Raw genomic sequence first — 23,344 nt, forward strand, 5'->3', positions numbered from 1 at the left:
CACACCGGCGTGCGATCGAGACGCCCGGAGCTTTTGGTGTCCTCGACCGGTTCCAGGGAAGGGCAAGGGCGCCCATGGCGAAGATCAAGGACGTGGCCGAGCGGGCCGGGGTGTCCGTGGCCACCGTCTCCCGCGTGCTCAACGGGCGCAGTCCGGTCGCCGAGACCCGCGAGCGGGTGCTCGCCGCCGTCGAGGAGCTGGGCTACCGGCCCAACAACGTCGCCCGCGCCCTGCGCACCGCCCGCACCGGCACGCTCGGCCTGGTCATCAGCGACCTGACCAACCCGTTCTTCACCGAACTCGCCGACGCCGTCGAGGACGCGGCCCGCGGCCTCGGTTACAGCCTGGTCATCGGCAACGCCGCCGAACGCCCCGGCCAGCAGGACGACTACATCCGTACGCTGCTGGACCGCCGTATCGACGGCCTGCTGGTCAGCTCGGCCGGCACCGGCTCCGCGATGCTGGGCGAGGTCGTCGCCTCCGGCACCCCGCTGGTGCTGCTCGACCGGATCGTGCCCGGCATCGACGCGCCGTGCGTACGCGCCGACGGCAGCGCCGCGCTCACCGCCCTCGCCGCGCACCTCGCGGCCCTCGGCCGGCGGCGCCCCGCGATCATCGTCGCCCCGGCCGGCACACCGACCGGCGACGAACGGCTGGAACTCTTCCGTACGGCGCTGGCCGCGCACGGCATAGCGCTCCCCGACGAGCGGGTCGGCTCCACGCCCGACCTCCAGCACACCGGCGGCCGCCAGGTGACGCGCGGCTTCCTGGACCTGCCCGAGCCGCCCGACGCCGTACTGGCCACCGACAACCTGATGGCGCTCGGCGCGATGGACGAGATCCGCGCGCGCGGGCTGCGGGTGCCCGACGACATGGCGCTCGTCGTCTACGACGACGTGCCCTGGTTCGCGCACATCGACCCGCCGCTCACCGCCATCGCCCAGCCCACCCGCGAACTGGGCCGGGCCGCCGTGCGCACCCTGCTGGAGCGGATCGAGGGGCGCCCGGCCGATTCCGTACTGCTGCCGGCCCGGCTCGTCATCCGCCGCTCCTGCGGGGAGCCGGCCGCCGGCCAGGGGGAGGACACGGCCCAGCAGGACCACACCCGACAGGAGAGGGGCAGCGCATGACCGACGTCAACGACGACGCTCGGGACGACGCACCGGCCGGCCGCGAACTGCTGCGCGTCGAGGGGGTGACGAAGTCCTTCCCCGGCGTACGGGCGCTGGACGGTGTGGACCTGAGCCTGCGCGCGGGCGAGGTGCACGTCCTGCTCGGCGAGAACGGCGCGGGCAAGAGCACCTTGATCAAGATGCTCTCCGGCGCCCACCGGCCGGACGAGGGCCGCATCCTCGTGGCGGGCGGCCCGGCGGACGACCCCGCCGGCACCGCGGCTCCCGGCGGCTCCCGCGACGGCCTCCACGAGGTGCGGATCCGCTCCGCGCAGGACGCCGAACGGCTCGGCATCGCCACCATCCACCAGGAGTTCAACCTCGTCCCCGGCCTGACCGTCGCGGAGAACATCTTCCTCGGCAGGCAGCCGCGCACCGCGCTCCGCCTCATCGACAGAAAGACGATGCGGGCGCGCGCCGCCGAACTGCTTCGCCGGGTCCGCCTCGACGTCTCCCCGGACACCCCGGTCGCCGAACTGGGCATCGCCCGCCTCCAGATGGTCGAGATCGCCAAGGCGCTGAGCCTGCGCGCCCGTGTCCTGATCATGGACGAGCCGACCGCCGTACTGACCTCCGAGGAGGTCGGGACGCTGTTCGCGATCGTGCGGGAGCTGCGCGACGCCGGGGTGGGGATCATCTTCATCACCCACCACCTGGAGGAGATCGGCGCCCTCGGCGACCGCGTCACCGTCCTGCGCGACGGCCGCTCGGTGGCCGAGGTCCCGGCCGGTACGGACGAGGACGAGCTGATCCGGCTGATGGTGGGCCGCGACATCGCCGAGCAGTACCCACGGCAGCGCCCGGACGCCCCCGGCGCGCCGCTGCTGCGCGTACGCGGCCTGACCCGGCACGGCCCCAACGGCACCCCGGTCTTCGAGGGCGTCGGCTTCGAGGTGCGGGCCGGTGAGGTCGTCGGCCTCGCGGGGCTGGTGGGCGCGGGCCGGACCGAGGTCGCGCGGGCGGTGTTCGGCGTGGACCGCTACGACGCCGGGACCGTCGAGGTCGACGGGCGGGTACTGGCCCCCGGCGACGTACGGGCCGCGATGCGCGCCGGACTCGGCCTGGTCCCCGAGGACCGCAAGGGCCAGGGCCTCGTGCTGGACGCGTCCCTCCAGGACAACCTGACGCTGGCCCGGCTGGACCGGGACACCCGCGGCGGGCTGGTGGACCGGCGCGGCCAGCGGCGCGCGGCGGCCGAGGTGGCCGGGCGGCTGAAGGTACGGATGAGCGGGCTCGGGCAGCACGCCCGCACCCTCTCCGGCGGCAACCAGCAGAAGATCGTCATCGGCAAGTGGCTGCTGGCCGACACCCGGCTGCTGATCCTCGACGAGCCGACGCGCGGCATCGACGTCGGCGCGAAGGTCGAGATCTACCAGCTGGTCAACGAGCTGACGGCGGCCGGCCACGCGGTGCTGATGATCTCCAGCGACCTGCCCGAGGTGCTCGGCATGAGCGACCGGGTGCTGGTCATGGCGCAGGGACGGCTCGCCGGTGAGCTGTCCGCCGACGAGGCGACGCAGGACGCGGTGATGGAACTGGCCGTACGGCCCGCCGGCGCGTCCGGTCCGCGACACACGAACGAGAGCGCGATGGAGGGCTCCGATGTCCGCTGATGTGAAGACGGGAGCGGGCGCCGAGGCGGTCGGCACCGCCCCGCCCGGTGCCGGGTTCGGCCCCTGGTTCACCCGGGCCGTCCTGAAGAACGGCCCGCTGGGCGGCCTGATCGCCCTCGTCGTGGTGATGGCGGCGCTGTCCGGGGACTTCCTGAACGGGCAGAACCTCCTCAACGTCGGCGTCCAGGCCTCGGTCACCGCCGTGCTCGCCTTCGGCGTCACCTTCGTGATCGTCTCCGCGGGCATCGACCTGTCGGTCGGCTCGGTCGCGGCGCTCAGCGCGACCGTCGTCGCCTGGGCCGCGACCGACGCGGGCCTGCCGGTGTGGACCGCCGTCCTGCTGGGCCTGGCGGTCGGCGCGGCCGCGGGCCTGGTCTCCGGCGCGCTGGTCGCGTACGGGAAGCTGCCCGCCTTCATCGCCACCCTCGCGATGCTCTCCGTCGGCCGCGGCCTCGCCCTGGTCATCACCGGCGGCTCGCCGATCGCCTTCCCCGCCTCGGTCAGCAGGCTGGGGGACACGCTGGGCGGCTGGCTGCCGGTCCCGGTGCTGGTCATGATCGCGATGGGGCTCATAGCGGCCCTGGTCCTCAACCGTACGTACGCGGGCCGCGCGATGTTCGCGATCGGCGGCAACGAGGAGGCGGCCCGGCTCTCCGGCATCGACGTCAGGCGCCGCAAGCTGGTGATCTACGCGCTGTCCGGGGTGTTCGCGGCGGTCGCCGGCATCGTCCTGGCGGCCCGGCTGACCTCCGCCCAGCCGCAGGCCGCCGTCGGCTACGAACTCGACGCCATCGCCGCCGTCGTCATCGGCGGCGCCAGCCTCTCCGGCGGCTCCGGCAAGGCGTCCGGCACGCTCATCGGCGCCCTGATCCTCGCGGTGCTGCGCAACGGCCTCAACCTGCTGAGCGTCTCGGCGTTCTGGCAGCAGGTGGCCACCGGCCTGGTCATCGCCCTGGCGGTGCTCCTGGACACGCTGCGGCGCCGGAGCGGGCGATGAGGGGGCGTACGGGCACGGGCTTCCGCACGGGCAGGGGAGCGGGGCGGCCCGGCGGGCGTACGGGTACGGGCCCGGCCGGCGGGCGTACGGGTACCGGGCTGATCGGCAGGCGTACGGGCCTGCTCGGCGCGGCAGCCCTGGCCGCCACCCTCGCCCTGTCCGGCTGCGACCGGGGCGGGAACACCGACCTCGGGCTGGCCCTGTCCACCCTCAACAACCCGTTCTTCGTCGGCATCAAGGAAGGCGCGCAGGCCGAGGCGGACCGGCGCGGCCTGCACATCAACATCACCGACGCGCAGAACGACCCCATGCAGCAGATCAACCAGATGGAGACGTTCACCAGCCAGGACGTCAAGGCGGCGATCATCAACCCGGTGGACTCCGACGCCGCCGTGCCGGCCGTCGGCGTCGCCAACCGGGCCAAGGTGCCGGTGATCTCCATCGACCGCGGTGTCAACGGCGGCGACGTGGGCTCGACCATCGCCTCCGACAACGTCGCGGGCGGCCGTCTCGCCGCGAAGACGCTCGCCGAATCCCTCGGCGGCAAGGGCAAGGTGGCCTTCCTGGAGGGCCAGCCCGGCACCTCGGCCGCCCGCGAGCGCGGGCAGGGCTTCGAGGAGGGCATCAAGCGCTACCCGGGCATCCAGGTGGTCGCGCGGCAGCCCGCCGACTTCGACCGGACCAAGGGTATGGACGTGATGTCCAATATGCTCCAAGCGCACCGGGACATCGGCGGCGTCTTCGCGGCCAACGACGAGATGGCCCTCGGCGCCGCGAAGTCGCTGGGCGCCAGGGCGGGCGGGGACGTGAAGATCGTGGCGTTCGACGGCACTCCGGACGGCGTCGCCGCCGTCCGCGGCGGGACGCTGACCGCCACGGTCGCCCAGCAGCCCAGGCTGCTCGGGAAGCAGGCCGTGGACCAGGCGCTCAGGGCGGCGCGCGGCGAGCGGCCGCCGAAACAGGTGAAAGTGCCGGTCGTGCTGGTGACCAGCAAGAACGCGGCGGAATTCGATGGGTGAGAAGCAGATGTACGACGTACTGGTAGTGGGCTCGGCCAATGCGGACCTGACGGTCCGGGTGGCGCGGCGGCCCGGCGCGGGCGAGACCGTGCACGGCTCCGACCTGGTCGAGTCGGCGGGCGGCAAGGGCGCCAACCAGGCCGCTGCCGCCGCCCGGCTGGGCGGCCGGGTCGGGCTGCTGGCCCGGGTCGGCGACGACGCGTACGGCGAGCTGCTGCTGGACGCGCAGCGCGCGGCGGGCACGGACGTCTCGCAGGTGATCGCCGCGCCCGGCACCCGTACCGGCACCGCCATGATCATCGTGGGCCCGGACGGCGACAACAGCATCGTCGTCTCCCCGGGCGCCAACGCGGCGCTCACGCCCGCGGACGTGGCCGCCGCCCGTGAGGTCATCGCGGGGTCCGCCGCCGTCTCCCTCCAGTTCGAAGTCCCCATGGAGACGGTACGGGCCACCGCGGCCACCGCCGTGGAGACCGGCACCCGGGTCGTCCTCAACCCGTCACCGACCCCGGACCGCCTCGATCCCGAACTCCTCGCCGCCGCCGACCCCCTCGTCGTCAACGAGCACGAGGCGCAGCAGCTCGCGGGCCGCGCCGAAGGCGGGCCGGAGGACTGGGCCCGCGCACTGCGCGACCAGGGCGCCCGCTCGGTCGTCGTCACCCTCGGCGGCGACGGCGCACTGGTCGTGGACGGCGGGGGCAGGAGCGAGCGGGTCCCGGGCGTGAAGGTCGAGCCGGTCGACACCACGGGCGCCGGCGACGCCTTCACCGGCGCCCTCGCCGTCCGGCTGGCCCGCGGCGACTCCCTCCCGGACGCGGCCCGCTTCGCCGTACGGGTGGGCGCCGCGGCCGTCACCAAGGCGGGCGCCCAGCCGTCCTACCCGACGCTGGAGGAACTGCCTTCCTGAACGGGGGCGGGGGCGCCGTACGCGCGTCGCCCCCGCTACCCGGTGATCCGCCCGCCGGATGTCCCGGCCGGTGCCGAGTCCTCCGGGAGCGGCCCGGCCGACACGCCCACCTCCGCGAGCGCCAGGCCGGTTTCGCCGGTCACCCGCGCGAGGCCGGAACCGTCCGCCGCCCATATGCCGCTGTGTCCGCAGCCGACGCCCCCGCTCCGCGGCCCGGTGCCGTTGGCGAGCAGGACGTCGAATCCGTGGGCGCGCGCCAGGGCGGCGTACTCGTCCGTGCGCTCCACCGAGTCGTGGAACGAACTGGCCAGATACACCTGGCAGCCGTCGGCGGCGGCCCGCTCGGCCACCTCGGGGAAGGCGTTGTCGTAGCAGGTGGCGAGGGCGAAGCGCAGGCCGCGGAAGGTGAAGCGGCCGCCCGGCGCGGGCCCGGCGGTGAACAGCTCGTTCTCCGGGCCGTACAGGTGGTGCTTCGCGTAACGGCTCAGCAGGCCGCCGTCCGGCCCGTACACGAACGTCGCGATCGTCATCCCGTCCGCCGTGCCCGACGGGCCGCGCCCCGGGCCGTTGACCACCGCGGCGACGCCCGCCGCGCGGCAGGCGTCCCGGACGGGGGCGAGCCGCGGGTCGTCCGGCGCGAGGACGCACCGCTCCGGGTCGGCGGCTATCGCGTCCAGCTCATAGCCCGTCAGGCCCAGTTCGGGGAAGACGACCAACTCGGCGCCGCGGCCCGCGGCCTCGGCGATCAGCCCGGCCGTCCGGGCCGCGTTGGCGTCGATGTCCGACACGGCGGACGGGAATTGTGCTGCTGCGGCGATCATTTCTCCATGATGCCCGGTGCCACTGACAACGCGGCCGTGAGGATGTTCCGCACCTGCCCGGTGATGGTGGTCCGGTTCCGTACGAAGTCGGGATCGGTGACCTCGCCGGTCTTCGGGTCGGTGTTCCCGGCGCCGAACTGGAGCACCGGCGTGTGCAGGTGGCCGCCCGGCACCTTCAGCTTCAGCGCGTCCCGCAGCAGCGTCGCCCGGTAGCCGATCTCGTTGGACAGGTAGTCACCGCCCCCGCCCGCGCGGGCCGTCGAGCCCGGCGTCGGCCCGTCCGGCCGCTCGACGGGCGACGAGCCGCCCGCCGGGATCTCGGTCACCGCGGTGTTGTCCCGCACCGGGAACGGCCCGGTGGAGGCCGAGGTGAGCCGCGCGTACGGCAGGGTCGTGGTGGTCCACTGGGGCTGCGGCCGGACGGTCGGCACGCCCTTCGGCACGGGCACCGTCTCCGTGCGCGACTCCCGCGCGTTGTCCGGGTAGCCGCCCCGCCAGGCGCCGTTGGTCCGTTCCAGGTCGAACCGTCCCGGCCGGCCCTGGCTGATGGTGGTGAACAGGTCCACCCGCTCGGGCCCGCGCCGGAAGTACGGCAGGAGCGTGCGTTCCACGGTGCCGGCCGCGAAGTCCGCCCACCGTACGGGGAAGACGGCGGTCTCGACGCGCGCGAGCCGCCCCGAGGACGTCCGGACGGTCGTGCCGTCCAGGGCGAGCGCCGCGGCCCCGGACGGGTTGCTGCGCCGGGCGTCCGCGTCCAGCTGGAAGGGGTCGAAGCCGGTCACCACGACACGCAGCACCCGGTGCTTCCCGTGCCCGCCGCCGGGCAGACCGATCGAATCCTGCCCGCGGGAGCCGCGCTCCAGCGCCCCCATCAGCGTCTCCCGCTGGTTCGCGGTCAGCCGGAAGTCCGGCTGCCACTCCCGCAGCGCCTTGGTCATCCCCAGCCGCGCCCAGTACAGCGGCCGGTCGTCGTCCCGGCTCAGGTCGCCCCCCTGCGGCCCGCGCCCCTGGACGCGGTCCACGGCGCGCCGCCACAGGCCGCGCCCCGCCTCCGTGACGTACCGTTTCGCCGCCCCGTAGGAGTCCACTCGCGCGAGTCCGCCGGCGAACGTCCCTGCCACCCCGGCGAACCCGCTGCGCCGCAGGATCTCCTGCGGCACGCGCTGCGAGAGCCGCTGCTCCTCGACGGTGGGCGCGGCCGCCGTCTGCCGGGCGGTCGCGGTGGCGGGGGAGGCCGCCGTCGCGGACGGGGCGGTGAGGGCGAGCGGGGCCGCGGTCAGCAACGCGGCGCCGATCACGCCCATCCTGGTGCGTATGTGTCTCATGGGGTGAGTAAAGCGGCGGTGCGCTGATCACGGAAGGGGTTGATCCGCGGCGCGGCCCTCACCTCCCGGGGCCGGCGGATCCGCCGCGTCCCCCCTCAGCAGCGCCAGGAAGTCCCCGAACGCCGCCGCCATGTCCACCCCCTCCGGCTCCAGCAGCCACTGGAGCTGGAGCCCGTCCATCACGGCGGCCAGCAGCGGCGCCGCCCGCTCCGGCGTCAGCCCGCCCGGCAGCCGCTCGCCGTACTCCGTGCGCAGCACCTCGGCCAGCGTCTCCCGCAGCCGCCGGAACCGCCGCTCGAAGAAGTCGCGGGCCGGGTGGCCCTCGGTGACGCTGTCCCCGGCCAGGACCGTGTACGTCTGGACGAGGCCGGGGCGCCCGGCGTTGTACTCGACCAGCGCGGCCAGCGTGTCCGTGCGCCAGGCGCCGGTGGCCGCCGCGGCGGCCGTGTCCCAGCGGTCGCGCGCCTCCAGGACGCCGACCAGCAGCAGCTCCTTGCTGGGGAAGTGGTGCAGCAGGCCCTGCTGGGTCAGTCCGGCGCGCTCGGCCACGGCGGCGAGTGACGTGCCGCGGTAGCCCCGCTCGGCGATCAGTTCCATGGCGGCCTGGAGGATCGCCTCACGCCGCTCCTCGCGCTGCGCCTCACGCCCCCCGCCGCTCCGGCGGCCGGGCGGCCGGGCCTGGTCTCGTGCAGTCACCGGCCGAGCGTAACCCCGCCGCCCGCCCGTCCAGCGGATAACCAGAAGATAACGATACCTACCGCCTGCCAGGTGAAGCGGTCACAATCAGGCCGGGATTCGCATCCGTACGTCCACGACTCCGTACGTCCACGTCAGGGAGGGCCGTATGACCGACCACCGAAGCGCCTACGCCACGGCAGTCGCCCCGGCCGTCGAGGACGCCCTCGGCAAGCTGGACCTGGACACCAAGGTCCGGCTGCTGGCCGGGCAGGACGTCTGGACGCTGCCCGCCGTCCCCGGGATCGGGCTGCGGTCCCTGGTCATGTCGGACGGGCCGATCGGCGTACGGGGTCCGCGGTGGAGCGCGGAGGACCCGTCCGTCGCGCTTCCCAGTCCCACCGCGCTGGCCGCCACCTGGGACGCGGACCTGGCCCGCCGCGCCGGCCGGCTGCTCGCCCAGGAGGCGCGCCGCAAAGGCGTGCACGTCCTCCTGGCGCCCACCGTCAACCTGCACCGCTCCCCGCTCGGCGGCCGGCACTTCGAGTGCTTCTCCGAGGACCCGTACCTGACCGGCGTCATCGGCGCGGGCTATGTCGCCGGTGTCCAGGACGGCGGGGTGGGCACGACCGTCAAGCACTTCGTGGGCAACGACGCCGAGACCGAGCGCTTCACCGTCGACAACCGGATCGCCCCGCGCCCGCTGCGCGAGCTGTACCTGGCACCCTTCGAGCACATCGTCGAAACCGCCCGACCCTGGGGCGTCATGACGGCCTACAACCGGGTCAACGGCGTGACGATGACCGAACACCGGGAACTGGTCGACGGCGTCCTGCGCGGCGAGTGGAACTTCGACGGGGTCAACGTCTCGGACTGGACGGCGGCCCGCGACACGACACGGGCGCTGCGCGGCGGCCTCGACCTCGCGATGCCGGGGCCGCGCACGGTCTTCGGGCCACCGCTCGCGGACGCCGTCCGCGCGGGCCGGGTCACGGAGGCCGAGGTGGACGCCGCGGTCCGCCGCGTACTGCTGCTCGCCGCCCGCACGGGCTGCCTGGAGAGCGTCCCGGCCGCCGTCCCCCCGGGCGACGTGCCGGAGGACATCGACGGCCGCGCCCTGGCCCGCGAGATCGCCCGCCGGTCTCTCGTCCTCGTACGCAACGAGCCGGTCGGAGGCGGGCCCGCCCTGCCCCTCGACACCCGGGCCCTCCGCAAGATCGCCGTCATCGGTGCCGCCGCCGAGGACGCGCGGGTGTGCGGCGGGGGCTCCGCCACCGTCTTCCCCGAACGGATCGTCTCCCCGCTGGACGGCCTGCGCGCCGCCCTGCCCGCCGGGACCGAGGCCGTCCACGCGGTCGGCGCCGACCCGCGCACGAGAGTCCCGCACGCCCGCGCGGGCTTCGATCTGCGCGCCCGCTACTACGACGCCGACGGCGCGCTGCTCGCCGAACAACCGCAGTCCGACGGCAAGGTGCAAGCCATGGGCCGCCTCCCGGACGGCGTCGCGCCGCGCGCCCTGCACAGCGTGGAACTGACAGGCAGCTTCACCCCGCAGGCGTCCGGCACCCACACCTTCGCCGTCTCCGGCACCGGAGAGCTGCGCCTGACCGTCGGCGGCCGGGTGCTGTTCGACGCCGTCTGCTCCCCGGGCACGGGCGACCCGTTCGAGGCGCTCCTGAACCCGGCCGAACACCGTGTGGAGGCGGAGCTGACGGCCGGGCAGACCCTGGACGTGGCGCTGCGCTGCGTCCCGCGCGGCATCGGGCCCGGCGCGGACATGCCCGTACTGACCTTCGCGCTCGGCCACGCGGAGCCGCGGCCCGACCCGGACGCCGAACTGGACGAGGCGGTGCGGACCGCCGCGGACGCGGACGCCGCGATCGTGGTCGTGGCCACCACCGAGGAGACCGAGTCCGAGGGCTTCGACCGCACCGGTCTGGCCCTGCCGGGCCGCCAGGACGAACTGGTCTCACGGGTGGCCGCGGCCAACCCGTACACCATCGTGGTCGTCAACTCCGGCTCACCGGTGGAACTCCCGTGGCGCGACGCGGTGCCCGCGGTCCTGCTCGGCTGGTTCCCGGGCCAGGAGGCGGGGGCCGCGCTGGCCGACGTCCTGCTGGGCACGCACGAGCCGGGCGGCCGGCTGCCCACCACCTGGCCCGCCCGCCTGGCGGACGCACCGGTCACCCAGGTCACCCCGGTGGACGGCGAAGTCCACTACGACGAAGGCGTCTTCATCGGCTACCGCGCCTGGCAGCGCCGCGAACGCGAGGAGGCGGGACCGGCACCGGCGTACCCCTTCGGACACGGACTGGGCTACACCGACTGGAGCTACGAGTCCCTGGAGGCGACTCCGGCGCGTGCCCGCGTCCGGGTGCGCAACACCGGCTCGCGCCCCGGGCGCGAGGTCGTACAGATCTACCTCGCGCCCCTGACCAGGGTGGCGGGCCGCCTGCCGGTGGAGCGCCCGGACCGCTGGCTGGCCGGTTTCGCGACGGTGGAGGCCGCCCCGGGCGAGACGGCCGAGGCCGAGATCGCGCTGCCCCGCCGCGCCTACGAGATCTGGGACGAGCGGTCCGGCACCCGCCGCTTCATCGACGGCACCTACGCGATCGAAGCGGCCCGCAGCGTCACCGACCGACGGCTGACGGCACGGGTGACGGTGGCGTGAGGGCTTACGGGGCGGCGGGCGCTGTGCGCGGCGGTGAGGCGCCGCGAGCCGCCCCGCCGTGCCTCACCGCCCCGCCACCACTTCCACATCGCCCCCGTCGCTGTGCACCTTGATCTTGTGCGGTGCGGCGCTGTCGGTGCCGCCGGTGACCCGGCGGGTGCCGCCGTCCGTGGTGGCGTCGACCGCGTAGCGGCCCTGGGGGAGGCGGACGGAGACGTCGCCGCCACTGGAGTCGGCGGTCACGCGGTCGGGGACGGCGGTGAAGCGGGCGTCGATGGCGCCGCCGTCGGTGTGCGCGGTGACCTGTCCGCCCTTGGCGTCGCTGATGTTGATGTCGCCGCCGCTGGTCTCGGCGCTGAGGGCGCCCGCGGTCTGCCGCAGGCCGATGTTCCCGCCGCCGGTCCTGGTGCCGACGGTGCCCGTGATGCCCGTGACGTCGATGTTGCCGCCGTCGGTGCGCAGGGTGACGGCCACCGACGGCGGCACCCGCACCTCGTAGTCGACGTTGCAGCGGCCCGCCGACCGCCCGCAGTCGTCCGCGGTGAGCTTGAGGGCGCCGTCCTTGAGGGAGTGCTGGGTGTCGGGCTTCTTCTTGCCGTACTCGATCCGTTCCGTGACCTCGACCCGGCCGTCGGCGGTGTCGTCGGCGACGACCTTGATGTCGCCGCCCGGCGTCGCCACGTCCAGCTTCGTGGCCTTCCCGTCCACCGTGTAGGTCTGCTCGCTCTCGGTGACCTTTTCGGTCAGCTCACAGCCGGTGGCGACGACGGCCAGTGTGACGAGGGCGGCGGCGGCCAGGGCGGTGCGGGTGGTGCGGTGCCCGGGTCTGGCGGGGCGGCGTGCGGTCATGCCGGTCATCCTCTCGCGGCCCGCGCCCCGTACGTATCCCCAGCAGGAACGATCTGCCGGCCGCCTCCCCTAAGGGGCGCCCGGTGACCGGTGCGGGGCGCCGTGTCCGCTTGCGCGGTTCCGTCCCGTCCAGTCCGCTACGACCCCTTACGGGTGATCTCTCGGAACGCCATCTCGGCCAGCTCCCGCTGGCCCTCCCGGCCGGGGTGGAACCAGTCCCAGGCGCTCAACTCGGCGCCGGTGAAGCGGAAGTCGAAGACCGAGCGGTCGAAGCGGCACAGCGCGTCCTTCGCGCAGACCGATTCCAGGGCCTTGTTGTACGCCCGCACCCGGTCCCGCACGCTCTGCCGCCGGGTGTCCGCCGCCTTCGACAGGTCGTCCGGGTCGCGCAGCATCGACCCGCAGATGCCCAGTTTCCATATCTGCTTGCCGAGCTGGTTCTGCCGCCCCTGCGACCACAGCCGCATCAGGTCGGGGACGGCGGCGACGTACACCTGCGTCTTGGGCAGGGCCCGCCGCAGCTTGCGCAGCGATGCCTCGAAATCGGCGCGGAAGGCGGCCTCGGAGGTCATGGCGCCGACCTCGGCGCGGCAGGCGTCGTTCGCGCCCACCAGGACGGTGACCAGCTCGGGCCGCTTGCGTACGGCCTGGTCGACCTGGCCCGGCAGGTCGCGGATCAGCGCACCGGTCCTCGCGAAGTTCCAGCTGTGCGTGGCGGGGTCCTTGACCAGCCGCCGGGCGACGCTGTTCACCTGCGGGTCCGTGCCGGTGGCCCAGGAGACGGCGGGGCAGTCGGACAGGACCGAGCAGGCGTCGAACCCGACGGTGATGGAGTCGCCGAGCGCGGCCACGGAGGCCGGGTCGGTGCGCCACGCCGGGGAGGGCTCGGGGGAGGGGCGGGAGGCCGTGCGGGCGCTGCCGTCGCCGGGGTCGCCGCACCCGGTCAGGAAGACGAAGAGCGCGGTCGCCGTGACGGCGGCGACCGCGGCGGTACGGGCCCTGATTGGCCGAAAGGGCCGACTGCCCCGTGTCATCCCCTGTCCCCCTCCGGCGTGCGAGTGATATCTGTTCCGGTACCGACGGTACGTCACCCCTCGACGGCTGCTTGCGCGGTAGCTTGTGCCGAGACCCGTAGGGTCCTCGCCCGACGGCACCGGCACGGTCGGCACGCACGCATTACATCACGTCATTTACTGTCCCTTTTGCGGCAAATTGGGGCTAATGGTGTTTACTGTAGGTAACCTCGGATGCTGGTGCCGACGTGATCACTGGGGCAGAATGCTTGCAGCTGTCCCGGCCGCGACCGGAACGGGCACGAGGCCGCTGGGGAAGGCGAACCTCGAACCGTATCGGAGGTCCCGGTGACGACACGTGGAGTTCTGTACGTCCACTCCGCGCCGCGCGCGCTGTGCCCGCACGTCGAGTGGGCCGTCGCGGGCGTGCTCGGTGTGCGCGTCAACCTCGACTGGATCCGCCAGCCGGCGTCCCCCGGCACCTGGAGAGCCGAGTTCTCCTGGCAGGGCGAGGCCGGCACGGCCTCCAAGCTCGCCTCCGCGCTGCGCGGCTGGCACCTGCTGCGCTTCGAGGTGACCGCCGAGCCCTGCGCCACCGCCGAGGGCGAGCGCTACAGCGCCACACCCGAACTGGGCATCTTCCACGCCGTGACCGGCATCCACGGCGACATCCTCATCCCGGAGGACCGGCTGCGCGCCGCGCTGGCCCGCTCGGCGGGCGGTGAGACGGAGCTGGCGGCCGAGGTCGCCAAGCTGCTCGGCAAGCCCTGGGACGACGAGCTGGAGCCCTTCCGGTACGCGGGCGAGGGCGCCCCGGTCCGCTGGCTGCACCAGGTCGTCTGAGGCCGGCCGCGTCGCGCTTGCCCTGGAGCGAACTCCAAGCCGTAGCGTGCGGGGCATGCCTGACAAGACCTCAGTGGCGGTGCTCGGCACCGGAATCATGGGCTCGGCGATGGCCCGCAACCTCGCCGCCGCGGGCCTGGCCGTCCGCGCGTGGAACCGCACCCGCGCCAAGGCCGAACCGCTGGCCGCCGACGGCGTACGGGTCGTGGACACCCCGGCCGAGGCGGTGGACGGCGCGGACGCCGTCCTGACCGTCCTGCTGGACGGACCCGCCGCCCTGGACGCGATGCGGCGGAGCACCCCCGCGCTGCGCGCCGGAACCCTCTGGCTCCAGATGAGCACCGTCGGCGTCGACGGATTCGCCCCGCTCGCCGCCTTCGCCCGCGAACACGGCCTGGACCTGGTCGACGCGCCGGTGCTCGGCACGAAGGAACCCGCGGAGAAGGGCCTGCTGACCGTTCTCGCGGCCGGGCCGCAGGAAGTACGGGAACGGGCCGGACGGGTCCTCGACATCGTCGGACAGCGCACCCTGTGGCTCGGCGAGGACGCGGCGGCGGGCACGGCCAGCCGCCTCAAGCTGGCCGTCAACAGCTGGGTGCTCACCGTCATCAACGGCACGGGCGAGGCGCTCGCCCTCGCCCAGGGCCTCGGCGTGGACCCGCGCGCCCTCCTGGACGCGGTCGCGGGCGGGCCGCTCGACCTGCCGTACCTCAGGATGAAGTCGGAGCTGATCCTCTCCGGCGACTATCCGGCCAGCTTCACGGTGTCCGCCGGGCACAAGGACGCCCGGCTGATCACGGAGGCGGCCGAGCAGGCCGGCGTACGGATGGATCTCGCGGTGGCCGCAGCGGAGCGCTTCCGGCGGGCGGAGGAGCAGGGGCACGGCGACGAGGACGGCGCGGCGGCGTACTTCGCGAGCTTCGACGGCTGAGACCGACCGGCGCCGGGCATGCGGAAGGGCCGCGCCGAAACGGCGCGGCCCCTGTGCCGCCCGGGCCGGTCCGGGTCCGTCAGACGGTCCGGAAGGCCAGCACCACGTTGTGACCGCCGAAGCCGAACGAGTCGTTCAGCGCCGCGATGGTGCCCTCGGCGGGCAGCTCGCGCTTGACGTCCCGGACGATGTCCGCGTCCGCCTCGGGGTCGAGGTTCTCGATGTTGATCGTCGGCGGTGCCACCCGGTGGTACAGCGCCAGGATCGAGGCGACGGTCTCCACGCCGCCCGCGCCGCCCAGGAGGTGGCCGGTCATCGACTTGGTGGCGGAGATCGCCATGTGGTCGGCCTCGGTGCCGAAGACCTTGCGCAGCGCCTTCAGCTCGGCCAGGTCGCCCAGCGGCGTCGAGGTCGCGTGCGCGTTGACGTGCACGATCTCGGCGGGCTTGAGGTCGGTGTTGGAGAGCAGGTTCTGCAGGGCGTGCGCGATGCCGTTGCCGGACGGCTCGGGCTGCACGATGTCGTGGCTGTCGGCGGAGATGCCCTGGCCGACGGCCTCGGCGTAGATCCGCGCGCCGCGCTTGGCGGCGTGGTCGGCCGACTCCAGGACGATCACGCCGGAGCCCTCGCCGAGCACGAAGCCGTTGCGGTCCGCGTCGTAGGGGCGGGAGGCGCCCTGCGGATTGTCGTTGTCCTTCGACATCGCCATCATGTTGCCGAACGCGGCGATCGGCAGCGGGTGGATGGCGGCTTCCGTACCGCCCGCGACGACGACGTCGGCGCGGCCCGTACGGATCATCTCGATGGCGTAGCCGATGGCCTCGGCGCCGGAGGCGCAGGCGCTGACCGGGGTGTGCACACCGGCGCGCGCGTTGACCTCCAGGCCGACGTTGGCCGACGGGCTGTTCGGCATCAGCATCGGCACGGTGTGCGGGGAGACGCGGCGCGAGCCCTTCTCCCGCAGGATGTCGTACTGGTTCAGCAGGGTGGTCACGCCGCCGATGCCGGAGGCGATGACCGCGCCGAGCCGGTCCGGGTCCACGGCGCCGTCCTCGCCGGCCTTGGCCTCGAAGCCGGCGTCCGCCCACGCCTCGCGGGCCGCGATCAGCGCGAGCTGCGCCGAACGGTCCTGCTTGCGGGCCTGCGCCCGGGGGATGATCTCACCGGGGTCGACGGCCGCCGAGGCGGCGATGCGGACGGGGAGGTCGGCTGCCCAGTCCTGGGTGAGGGCGCTGACGCCGGACCGGCCGGCCAGCATCCCCTCCCAGGTCGAGGCACTGTCGCCACCCAGCGGTGTGGTTGCGCCGATACCGGTGACGACCACGGTGCGATTGGTCGCGTTCACGGAAATTCCTACTCCACAGGTTGAGGGGTTGAGGATCGACGGCGCCACCGCGGGGTGGCGACATGCGCCGGAGCTGGATCAGCTCTGGTGCTTGAGGATGTAGTCGGTCGCGTCGCCGACCGTCTTGAGGTTCTTGACGTCGTCGTCGGGGATCTTCACGTCGAAGCGCTCCTCGGCGGCGACGACGACCTCGACCATGGACAGCGAGTCGACGTCCAGGTCATCGGTGAAGGACTTGTCCAGCTTGACGTCCTCGGCGGGGATCCCGGCGATCTCGTTCACGATCTCGGCGAGACCCTGGACGATCTCTTCCTGGGTGGCGGCCATGATGGCGCTCCTTCGGTGATGTGTCGGGGAACTGGAAGGTCCGCAGTTCCGGGTTGTGGTTCAAGCTCCGTACAGCCGCCGGGACGCGTTCGAGCGGATGGCGCTGCGCAGATCTTGCCTAGGGGAGGGTAACGACCGTCGCGGCGTACACGAGACCCGCCCCGAAGCCGATGACCAGCGCGGTGTCCCCGCTCTTGGCCTGTCCGGTCGCCAGCAGCCGCTCCATGGCGAGCGGAATCGAGGCGGCCGAGGTGTTGCCGGTGGTCTCCACGTCACGGGCGACCGTGACATTCTCCGGCAGTTTGAGGGTCTTCACCATCGAGTCGATGATCCGCATGTTGGCCTGGTGCGGGATGAAGACGTCCAGGTCGTCCGGGCTGACCCCGGCCGCGTCCAGCGCCTGCTGGGCGACCTTGGCCATCTCGAACACCGCCCACCGGAAGACCGCCTGGCCCTCCTGGGTGATCGCGGGGTAGCGGATCTCGTCCAGCGCCACCCGGGCCTCGGGGCCGTCGCCGCCGGGCACCGGGGTGCGGCGGTAGATGTCCCAGCCGAACGTCTGCTTGATCGTGTCGGCCTTGTCGCCCTCCGAGCCCCACACGGTCGGGCCGATCGCCGGCTCCTTGCCGGGGCCGACGACCACGGCGCCCGCGCCGTCGCCGAAGAGGAACGCGGTCGCCCGGTCCTCCAGGTCGGTCAGGTCCGACAGCCGCTCGACGCCGATGACGAGCACGTACTCGGCGCTGCCGTCGGTGACCATGCCCTTGGCGAGGGTCAGGCCGTAACCGAATCCGGCGCAGCCCGCGGAGATGTCGAACGCGGCGGGCTTGCCCGCGCCGATCTTGTGCGCGATCTCGGTCGCGATCGCCGGGGTCTGCTTGAAGTGCGAGACGGTCGAGACGATCACCGCGCCGATCTGCTCGGGCGTGACACCGGCGTCCGCGATGGCCTTGCCGGCCGCCTCCACGGACATCGCCGACACGGTCTCCTCCGGGCCGGCCCAGTGCCGGGTGGCGATGCCGGAGCGCGAGCGGATCCACTCGTCGGAGGAGTCGATGTGCTTGAGGATCTCCTCGTTCGGCACCACACGGGTCGGGCGGTAGCCGCCGACGCCCATGATGCGCGCGTACGCGGCGCCCTTGGCGGGCTTGATCTTCGAGGTCATGCTCTCGGGGCTCCTATTCGGCCGGGGCAGAGTGCTCGGCGATCAGCGTGCGGGCCGCGTCGAGGTCGTCCGGGGTCTTCAGGGCGAGCGTCTGGATGCCGGGCAGGGCGCGCTTGGCGATGCCGACGAGGGTGCCGCCGGGGCTCGCCTCGATGATGCCGGTGACGCCCAGCTCCTTGAACGTCTCCATGCACAGGTCCCAGCGCACCGGGTTGGCCACCTGGCCCACCAGGCGCCGCACCACGTCCTGGCCGTCGGTGACGACGCGGCCGTCCTTGTTGGACACGTACCGGGTGTGCGGGTCGGCGGGCGTGAGCTGCCCGACCGCTTCCTCCAGCGCCGTCACGGCCGGGGCCATGTGGACGGTGTGGAACGCTCCGGCCACCTTCAACGGTACGACCCGTCGGGTGCCCTCGGGCTTGTCCTCGGCCAGCGCGGCCAGCTGCCCGGCGGTGCCGGCGGCCACGATCTGGCCCGCGCCGTTCACGTTCGCGGGGGTCAGGCCCAGCTTCTCCAGGTGCGGCAGGACCACGTCCTGCTCGCCGCCGAGGAGCGCGGCCATGCCGGTCTCGGTGACGGCGGCGGCCTCGGCCATGGCCAGGCCGCGCTTCCGTACGAGCGCCAGCGCCTCGTCCTCGGACAGCACGCCGGTCAGGGCGGCCGCGGCCAGCTCGCCGACGCTGTGTCCGGCGGCGGCGCCGACCTGCCGGGAGAAGTCCTCCGCGGTCGCGAACAGCTGCCGCGAGGAGACCAGGGAAGCCGCCACCAGCAGCGGCTGCGCCACCGCGGTGTCGCGGATCTCGTCCGCGTCGGCCTTCGTGCCGTAGTGGACCAGGTCCAGGTCGATGGCGGCCGACCACGCGCGAAGCCGGTCCTCGACTCCGGGGAGGTCGAGCCAGGGGGTCAGGAAGCCGGGCGTCTGAGCGCCTTGGCCGGGAGCGACGAGTACGAGCACCCTCACACTCTCTCTTGTGGGAGGTCCCGCCCGCCCGTGGGGACAGGGACGAAGAACCATCAGGGGAATTGTTGGTGTTCTACAAAAGTCTAGAGTTGGCTGTCACCGTCGGCCAGACGCCCCAGGATCAGCGCGATGCGCAGCGTGAAGGCGGAGCGCACGTCGGAAGGTGACCACCCGGTGACGTCCGTCACACGTCGCAGCCGGTAGCGCACGGTGTTGGGGTGCACGAAGAGCATCCGCGCCGCGCCCTCCAGACTGCTGGCTTGTTCCAGATACACGCTCAGCGTCTCCAGGAGAGCCGAGCCTGCTTCCTCCAGCGGTCTGTAGATCTCCTCCACCAGCTGCTCACGCGCCGCCGGGTCGGACGCCATCGCCCGCTCCGGGAGCAGATCGTCGGACAATACGGGACGGGGGGCATCCGGCCAAGCGGCACATGCCTTCAGTCCGGCCGCCGCGGCCTGCGCGGAGCGGGTCGCCGCCAGCAGGTCGGAAACCACCGGACCGGCCACCACCGGGCCCGCCGCGAACGGTCCGATCAGGGCTTTCGCCGCCTTGAGCGGGTCGTCCGAGCCGCCCGCGATGACCACCAGACGGCTGCCCAGCACGCCCGTGAGCACCTGGAGCTTGGCGTGGCGGGCCGCGCGGCGGATGGCTTCCACCGTCAGCTCGCTGTCCCCGTCGGGAGCCGTACCCAGCACAACGCACACATGTTCGGGGCTGTTCCAGCCGAGCGCGGCGGCCCGCGACACCGCGCCCTCGTCCGCCTCCCCGGAGAGCACCGCGTTGACCACCAGCGACTCCAGGCGCGCGTCCCAGGCGCCGCGCGCCTCGGCGGCCTGCGCGTACACCTGGGCGGTGGCGAAGGCGATCTCGCGCGCGTAGACCAGCAGCGCCTCGCGCAGCACGCCCTCGTCACCGGGGGCCGCCACGTCGTCGATCGCGGCCTCCATGACCTCGATGGTCGTGCGGACCATCTCCACGGTCTGGCGCAGCGTGATCGCCCGGGTCAGCTCGCGCGGCGCCGTACCGAACACGTCGGTGCTGATGGCCTGCGGCGTCTCCGGGTGCCGGAACCACTCGGTGAAGGCCGCGATGCCCGCCTGGGCCACCAGCCCGATCCACGAGCGGTTCTCCGGCGGCATGGCGCGGTACCACGGCAGCTGCGCGTCCATGCGCGCGATGGCGTTGGCGGCCAGCTTGCCGGACGACTTCTCCAGCCGGCGGAGCGTCGCGGTGTGCGGATGCGGGTGCGCGTCGCGCGATGCGGGTTCAGACACGGGGACAAGCCTGCCTTATCGGGGCGGTGTGACGGCGCGGTGGGCCGAGGGGGCGGGGACTACGGTGGTCGGGTGATCCACGTACACAGGGGCGACGAACGGTATCCGGGCGGCGACGCGGCCGCCGGGATCGAGACGCGGCACGCCTTCTCCTTCGGCCCGCACTACGACCCGGACAACCTGCGCTTCGGCGCGCTCATCGCCTGCAACGAGGAACGGCTGGCGCCGGGCGCGGGGTTCGACGAGCACCCGCACCGCGACACCGAGATCGTCACCTGGGTCGTCGAGGGCGAGCTGACCCACCGCGACTCGACCACCGGCCACGAGACCGTGGTGCGCCCCGGCGACGTGCAGCGCCTCAGCGCGGCGGACGGCGTGCGGCACGAGGAGCGCAACGACGGCGCCGCGCCGCTGGTCTTCGTGCAGATGTGGCTCGCACCGGCCGGGTTCGGCGGCGATCCGGAGTACGAGGTGGTGCGCGGCATCGCCGACGGGACGCCGTACGCGGTGCCCGGGGCCGCCGCGATGCTGCACGTGCGGCGGCTGGCCGACGGCGCGCGGTCCGCCGTACCGGACGCGCCGCGGGTGTACGTCCACGTCGTGCGCGGCGCGGTCCGGCTGGACGGCCGGCGCCTGGCGGCCGGGGACGCGGCGCGGATCACCGACGCCGCGGACCTGGAGCTGGCCGCCGAGGGCGACGCCGAGTGCCTCCTGTGGGAGATGCCGGGCGAACCGTCGTACGGCTGAGAGCCTGGATACGGGCCTCGGCCCCGGGGGAACCGCCTCCGGGGCCATCGCGCCGCCGCCCGCGTTCAGCGCAGCTCGGCGAGGACCGCGTCGGTCAGCGGCGGCCACGCCTCGATCGCCCAGGGGCCGAAGGCCCGGTCGGCCAGTGCCACACAGGCCGCGCCCGCGTCCGGGTCCACCCACAGGAACGTGCCCGACTGGCCGAAGTGCCCGAACGTGCGCGGCGAGGAGGCGGCGCCCGTCCAGTGCGGCGACTTCCCGTCGCGGATCTCGAAGCCCAGGCCCCAGTCGTTCGGGTTCTGCATGCCGTAGCCGGGCAGCACGCCGCGTACGCCGGGGAAGACCACCGACGTCGCCTCGGCGAGCGTCTGCGGCGCCAGCAGGCGCGGCGCGAGCAGCTCGGCGCCGAACCGGGCCATGTCCGCGACGGTCGAGACGCCGTCCTTGGCGGGCGAGCCCGGCAGGTCGGTGGCGGTCATGCCGAGCGGTTCGAGGACCGCCTCGCGCAGGTACTGCGGGAAGGGGATGTCGGTGGCCTTGGCGATGTGGTCGCCGAGCGCCTCGAATCCCGCGTTCGAGTACAGGCGGCGCTCGCCCGGCGCGGCCTGTACGCGGTCCTCGTCGAAGGCCAGCCCCGAGGTGTGCGCGAGCAGATGGCGCACGGTCGAGCCCGGGGGACCGGCCGGCTCGTCCAGCTCGACCGCGCCCTCCTCGACGGCCAGCAGCGCGGCGTACGCGGCGAGCGGCTTGGTGACCGAGGCCAGCGGGAAGCGGTGTTCCTGCGGGCCGTGACTGCCGGCCACCGTCCCGTCGGTCCGTACGACGGCGGCGGCCGCGGTCGGCACCGGCCAGTTCTCGATCATCCGAAGGCTCTGCAAGGGCATGGCCCCGAGCCTAACGCCCCCGGTGGCGCGGCCGGGACGGGCCGGGTGCGGGACGGACGGCCCCCGGGGCCCGCGCACGCGGGGCCGCCGCTCTCCTCAAGACCGGGTCAAGACTTCGCTTGCTTGGAGTGCACTCCAAGTCTCTAGCGTTGAGGACGTCGTGAGAGATCCGGGAGCAGACGGCCCGGTACCGGGACATCCGGCGACTACGGGAGGCACGGCATGACGGTGACGGCGACGGACGGGACGGCCGCGGTGCAGGAACCGGCGCGGCCGAACCGCTGCAAGGGCCCGGTGCCGCACCCGCGGCCCACCGGCCGCGACCAGTACACGATCAGCGAGGTCGCCGAGCACACCGGACTGAGCGCCCACACCCTGCGCTGGTACGAACGGATCGGGCTGATGCCGCACGTGGACCGTACGCACACGGGCCAGCGCCGCTTCAGCAATCGCGACCTGGACTGGCTGGACCTGGTGACGAAACTGCGGCTGACCGGCATGCCGGTGGCGGACATGGTCCGCTACGCCGAGCTGGTGCGCGAGGGCGAGCACACCTTCGCCGAGCGGGAGGCGCTGCTGACCGCGCACCGCGAGGACGTACGGGACCGGATCGCCGAGCTGCAGAGCACCCTCCTGGTCCTGGACTACAAGATCGATGCTTACGCGGACGCCCGACGGGTGTCAGAAGGAGTCTGAGGTCGGTATGACCACGGAGAAGATGGAGACCGTCCGGCTGGGCACGGCCGGCCCGCTGGTCGGGGTCCAGGGCCTCGGCTGCATGGGCATGAGCTACGCCTACGGCCCGACGGAGGACGAGGGCGAGGCGCGGGCGACGCTGGAGCGGGCGCTCGAACTGGGCGTCACGCTCTTCGACACCGCCGACATGTACGGCATGGGGCACAACGAGGAGTTCATCGGGCCGTTCGTCCGGGCGCACCGGGACGAGGTCGTGCTGGCGACGAAGTTCGCCATCGCCGTGGACCCGGACGACCCGATGAACCCCGCCAAGCGGAGCATCCGCAACGACCGGCCGTACATCCGCCAGGCCGTCGAGGCCAGCCTGCGCCGCCTCGGCGTGGACGAGATCGACCTGTACTACATGCACCGCCGCGACCCGGCCGTCCCCATCGAGGACACGGTCGGCGCGATGGCCGAGCTGGTGGCCGAGGGCAAGGTCAAGCACCTGGGCCTGAGCGAGGTCACCGGCAGCGAACTGCGCGCGGCCCAGGGCGTGCACCCGATCGCGGCCGTGCAGTCGGAGTGGTCGCTGTTCAGCCGGGACGTGGAGGACGGCGTGGTGCCGGCCGCGCGGGAGCTGGGCATCGGTTTCGTGCCGTACTCGCCGCTCGGCCGCGGCTTCCTGACCGGCGCGTTCGTCAGCGCCGACCAGGAGCTGGGCAAGGACGACTTCCGCCGTCAGCAGCCCCGCTTCACGGGCGACAACGCGAAGGCCAACGCGGCCCTGCTGGAGCCGGTGCGCGAGGTGGCCGCCGCGCACGGGGCCTCGCTCGGGCAGATCGCGCTGGCCTGGGTGCAGCAGCAGGCGCAGGTGCACGGTCTGGCCGTGGTGCCGATCCCGGGCACCCGCAAGCGCAGCCGTGTCGAGGAGAACGCCGCCGCCACGCGCGTCGTGCTCAGCGAGGAGGAGCTGGCCCGGCTGGAGCCGGTCGCGAGCAAGGTCGCGGGCGACCGGTACGCGGACATGCGGTTCACCTCGGCGGGCCGGGAGTAAGGGGAAGCGAGCGGCGGGTGGTGCCGTCCCCTGTGGCGGCACCACCCGCCGGTCCTTTCCCGGCCCCTCTCCG

The 23,344-nt window shown here is 73.6% G+C and carries 20 protein-coding genes and 1 pseudogene; 10 read left to right on the forward strand and 11 right to left on the reverse strand.

The genetic code is table 11. The features are described 5' to 3' along the window. Nucleotides 1-74 precede the first annotated feature (74 nt). The 4 genes and pseudogenes from CP973_RS09030 (at nt 75) to rbsK (ending at nt 5,708) form a co-directional block, all read left to right on the forward strand. The gene (locus tag CP973_RS09030; protein ID WP_150239121.1) at nt 75-1,130 is read left to right on the forward strand and encodes a LacI family DNA-binding transcriptional regulator; all 1,056 of its coding nucleotides are present in this window, start codon (nt 75-77) and stop codon (nt 1,128-1,130) included. Next, nucleotides 1,127-2,785: a sugar ABC transporter ATP-binding protein gene (locus CP973_RS09035; protein WP_150239123.1), complete on the forward strand. Its 1,659-nt coding sequence runs from the start codon at nt 1,127-1,129 to the stop codon at nt 2,783-2,785. The genes CP973_RS09030 and CP973_RS09035 overlap by 4 nt, the downstream gene beginning before the upstream one ends. Further along, a pseudogene (locus CP973_RS41740) lies at nt 2,775-4,801 on the forward strand (ABC transporter permease/substrate-binding protein). The gene CP973_RS09035 and the pseudogene CP973_RS41740 overlap by 11 nt, the downstream one beginning before the upstream one ends. Next, nucleotides 4,794-5,708 (forward strand): ribokinase, encoded by a 915-nt coding sequence (rbsK, locus tag CP973_RS09050; RefSeq protein ID WP_244409346.1) that lies wholly within the window; start codon nt 4,794-4,796, stop codon nt 5,706-5,708. The pseudogene CP973_RS41740 and the gene rbsK overlap by 8 nt, the downstream one beginning before the upstream one ends. A 35-nt stretch (nt 5,709-5,743) precedes the next feature. On the opposite strand, the gene CP973_RS09055 is transcribed toward rbsK, so the two are convergent. The 3 genes from CP973_RS09055 to CP973_RS09065 are packed head-to-tail and all read right to left on the reverse strand — an operon-like array spanning nt 5,744 to nt 8,550. After that, complete coding sequence (locus CP973_RS09055; protein ID WP_150239127.1) at nt 5,744-6,529, reverse strand: carbon-nitrogen hydrolase family protein; 786 nt, start codon at nt 6,527-6,529, stop codon at nt 5,744-5,746. Next, on the reverse strand, nt 6,526-7,854 hold the full coding sequence (locus CP973_RS09060) for a pyroglutamyl-peptidase I (RefSeq protein ID WP_167538298.1): 1,329 nt from the start codon (nt 7,852-7,854) through the stop codon (nt 6,526-6,528). Before CP973_RS09060 ends, CP973_RS09055 begins: the two co-directional genes overlap by 4 nt. 27 nt (nt 7,855-7,881) lie before the next feature. Further along, a complete protein-coding gene (locus tag CP973_RS09065; protein WP_280119001.1) occupies nt 7,882-8,550 on the reverse strand; it encodes a TetR/AcrR family transcriptional regulator in 669 nt (222 codons plus the stop codon). 148 nt (nt 8,551-8,698) lie between these two features. Here CP973_RS09065 and CP973_RS09070 point away from each other — a divergent pair, with 148 nt between their 5' ends. Then, the gene (locus tag CP973_RS09070; RefSeq protein WP_150239129.1) at nt 8,699-11,200 is read left to right on the forward strand and encodes a beta-glucosidase; all 2,502 of its coding nucleotides are present in this window, start codon (nt 8,699-8,701) and stop codon (nt 11,198-11,200) included. Between the two features lie 63 nt (nt 11,201-11,263). On the opposite strand, the gene CP973_RS09075 is transcribed toward CP973_RS09070, so the two are convergent. Beyond that, nucleotides 11,264-12,049 (reverse strand): DUF4097 family beta strand repeat-containing protein, encoded by a 786-nt coding sequence (locus CP973_RS09075; RefSeq protein ID WP_167538299.1) that lies wholly within the window; start codon nt 12,047-12,049, stop codon nt 11,264-11,266. A gap of 137 nt (nt 12,050-12,186) precedes the next feature. After that, on the reverse strand, nt 12,187-13,083 hold the full coding sequence (locus CP973_RS09080; RefSeq protein ID WP_150239133.1) for an SGNH/GDSL hydrolase family protein: 897 nt from the start codon (nt 13,081-13,083) through the stop codon (nt 12,187-12,189). Nucleotides 13,084-13,410: 327 nt separating this feature from the next. Between CP973_RS09080 and CP973_RS09085 the strand changes: the two genes are divergently transcribed. Continuing rightward, the gene (locus CP973_RS09085) at nt 13,411-13,905 is read left to right on the forward strand and encodes a DUF3145 domain-containing protein (protein ID WP_030597503.1); all 495 of its coding nucleotides are present in this window, start codon (nt 13,411-13,413) and stop codon (nt 13,903-13,905) included. Nucleotides 13,906-13,960: 55 nt separating this feature from the next. Then, on the forward strand, nt 13,961-14,836 hold the full coding sequence (locus tag CP973_RS09090; protein ID WP_150239134.1) for an NAD(P)-dependent oxidoreductase: 876 nt from the start codon (nt 13,961-13,963) through the stop codon (nt 14,834-14,836). Between the two features lie 79 nt (nt 14,837-14,915). Here the strand turns inward: CP973_RS09090 and CP973_RS09095 are convergent, their stop codons facing one another. From CP973_RS09095 to CP973_RS09115, 5 genes are all read right to left on the reverse strand, one after another. After that, the gene (locus tag CP973_RS09095; RefSeq protein WP_150239136.1) at nt 14,916-16,181 is read right to left on the reverse strand and encodes a beta-ketoacyl-[acyl-carrier-protein] synthase family protein; all 1,266 of its coding nucleotides are present in this window, start codon (nt 16,179-16,181) and stop codon (nt 14,916-14,918) included. A 78-nt stretch (nt 16,182-16,259) separates the two neighbouring features. Further along, a complete protein-coding gene (locus CP973_RS09100) occupies nt 16,260-16,508 on the reverse strand; it encodes an acyl carrier protein (protein WP_150239138.1) in 249 nt (82 codons plus the stop codon). A gap of 118 nt (nt 16,509-16,626) precedes the next feature. After that, a complete protein-coding gene (locus CP973_RS09105) occupies nt 16,627-17,673 on the reverse strand; it encodes a ketoacyl-ACP synthase III (protein ID WP_150239141.1) in 1,047 nt (348 codons plus the stop codon). A 13-nt stretch (nt 17,674-17,686) separates the two neighbouring features. Continuing rightward, nucleotides 17,687-18,628, reverse strand: coding sequence for an ACP S-malonyltransferase (locus CP973_RS09110; protein WP_208853155.1), 942 nt, complete (start codon nt 18,626-18,628; stop codon nt 17,687-17,689). 89 nt (nt 18,629-18,717) lie between these two features. Beyond that, the gene (locus tag CP973_RS09115) at nt 18,718-19,908 is read right to left on the reverse strand and encodes a PucR family transcriptional regulator (RefSeq protein ID WP_150239145.1); all 1,191 of its coding nucleotides are present in this window, start codon (nt 19,906-19,908) and stop codon (nt 18,718-18,720) included. A gap of 72 nt (nt 19,909-19,980) precedes the next feature. On the opposite strand from CP973_RS09115, the gene CP973_RS09120 reads away from it, so the two are divergent. Further along, on the forward strand, nt 19,981-20,655 hold the full coding sequence (locus tag CP973_RS09120; RefSeq protein WP_208853156.1) for a pirin family protein: 675 nt from the start codon (nt 19,981-19,983) through the stop codon (nt 20,653-20,655). Between the two features lie 65 nt (nt 20,656-20,720). Here CP973_RS09120 and CP973_RS09125 read toward each other — a convergent pair whose 3' ends face one another. After that, complete coding sequence (locus tag CP973_RS09125; protein WP_150239147.1) at nt 20,721-21,539, reverse strand: serine hydrolase domain-containing protein; 819 nt, start codon at nt 21,537-21,539, stop codon at nt 20,721-20,723. A 222-nt stretch (nt 21,540-21,761) separates the two neighbouring features. Between CP973_RS09125 and CP973_RS09130 the strand changes: the two genes are divergently transcribed. Together CP973_RS09130 and CP973_RS09135 are read left to right on the forward strand one after the other, a co-directional pair. After that, nucleotides 21,762-22,235, forward strand: coding sequence for a MerR family transcriptional regulator (locus CP973_RS09130; protein WP_244409347.1), 474 nt, complete (start codon nt 21,762-21,764; stop codon nt 22,233-22,235). A gap of 7 nt (nt 22,236-22,242) precedes the next feature. Continuing rightward, nucleotides 22,243-23,271 carry an aldo/keto reductase gene (locus CP973_RS09135; protein WP_150239148.1) on the forward strand — a complete coding sequence of 343 codons (1,029 nt, stop codon included), beginning with the start codon at nt 22,243-22,245 and terminating at the stop codon, nt 23,269-23,271. Nucleotides 23,272-23,344: the final 73 nt, after the last annotated feature.

The sequence above is a fragment of the Streptomyces albofaciens JCM 4342 genome (assembly GCF_008634025.1).
In the GTDB taxonomy this organism is placed as follows: domain Bacteria; phylum Actinomycetota; class Actinomycetes; order Streptomycetales; family Streptomycetaceae; genus Streptomyces; species Streptomyces albofaciens.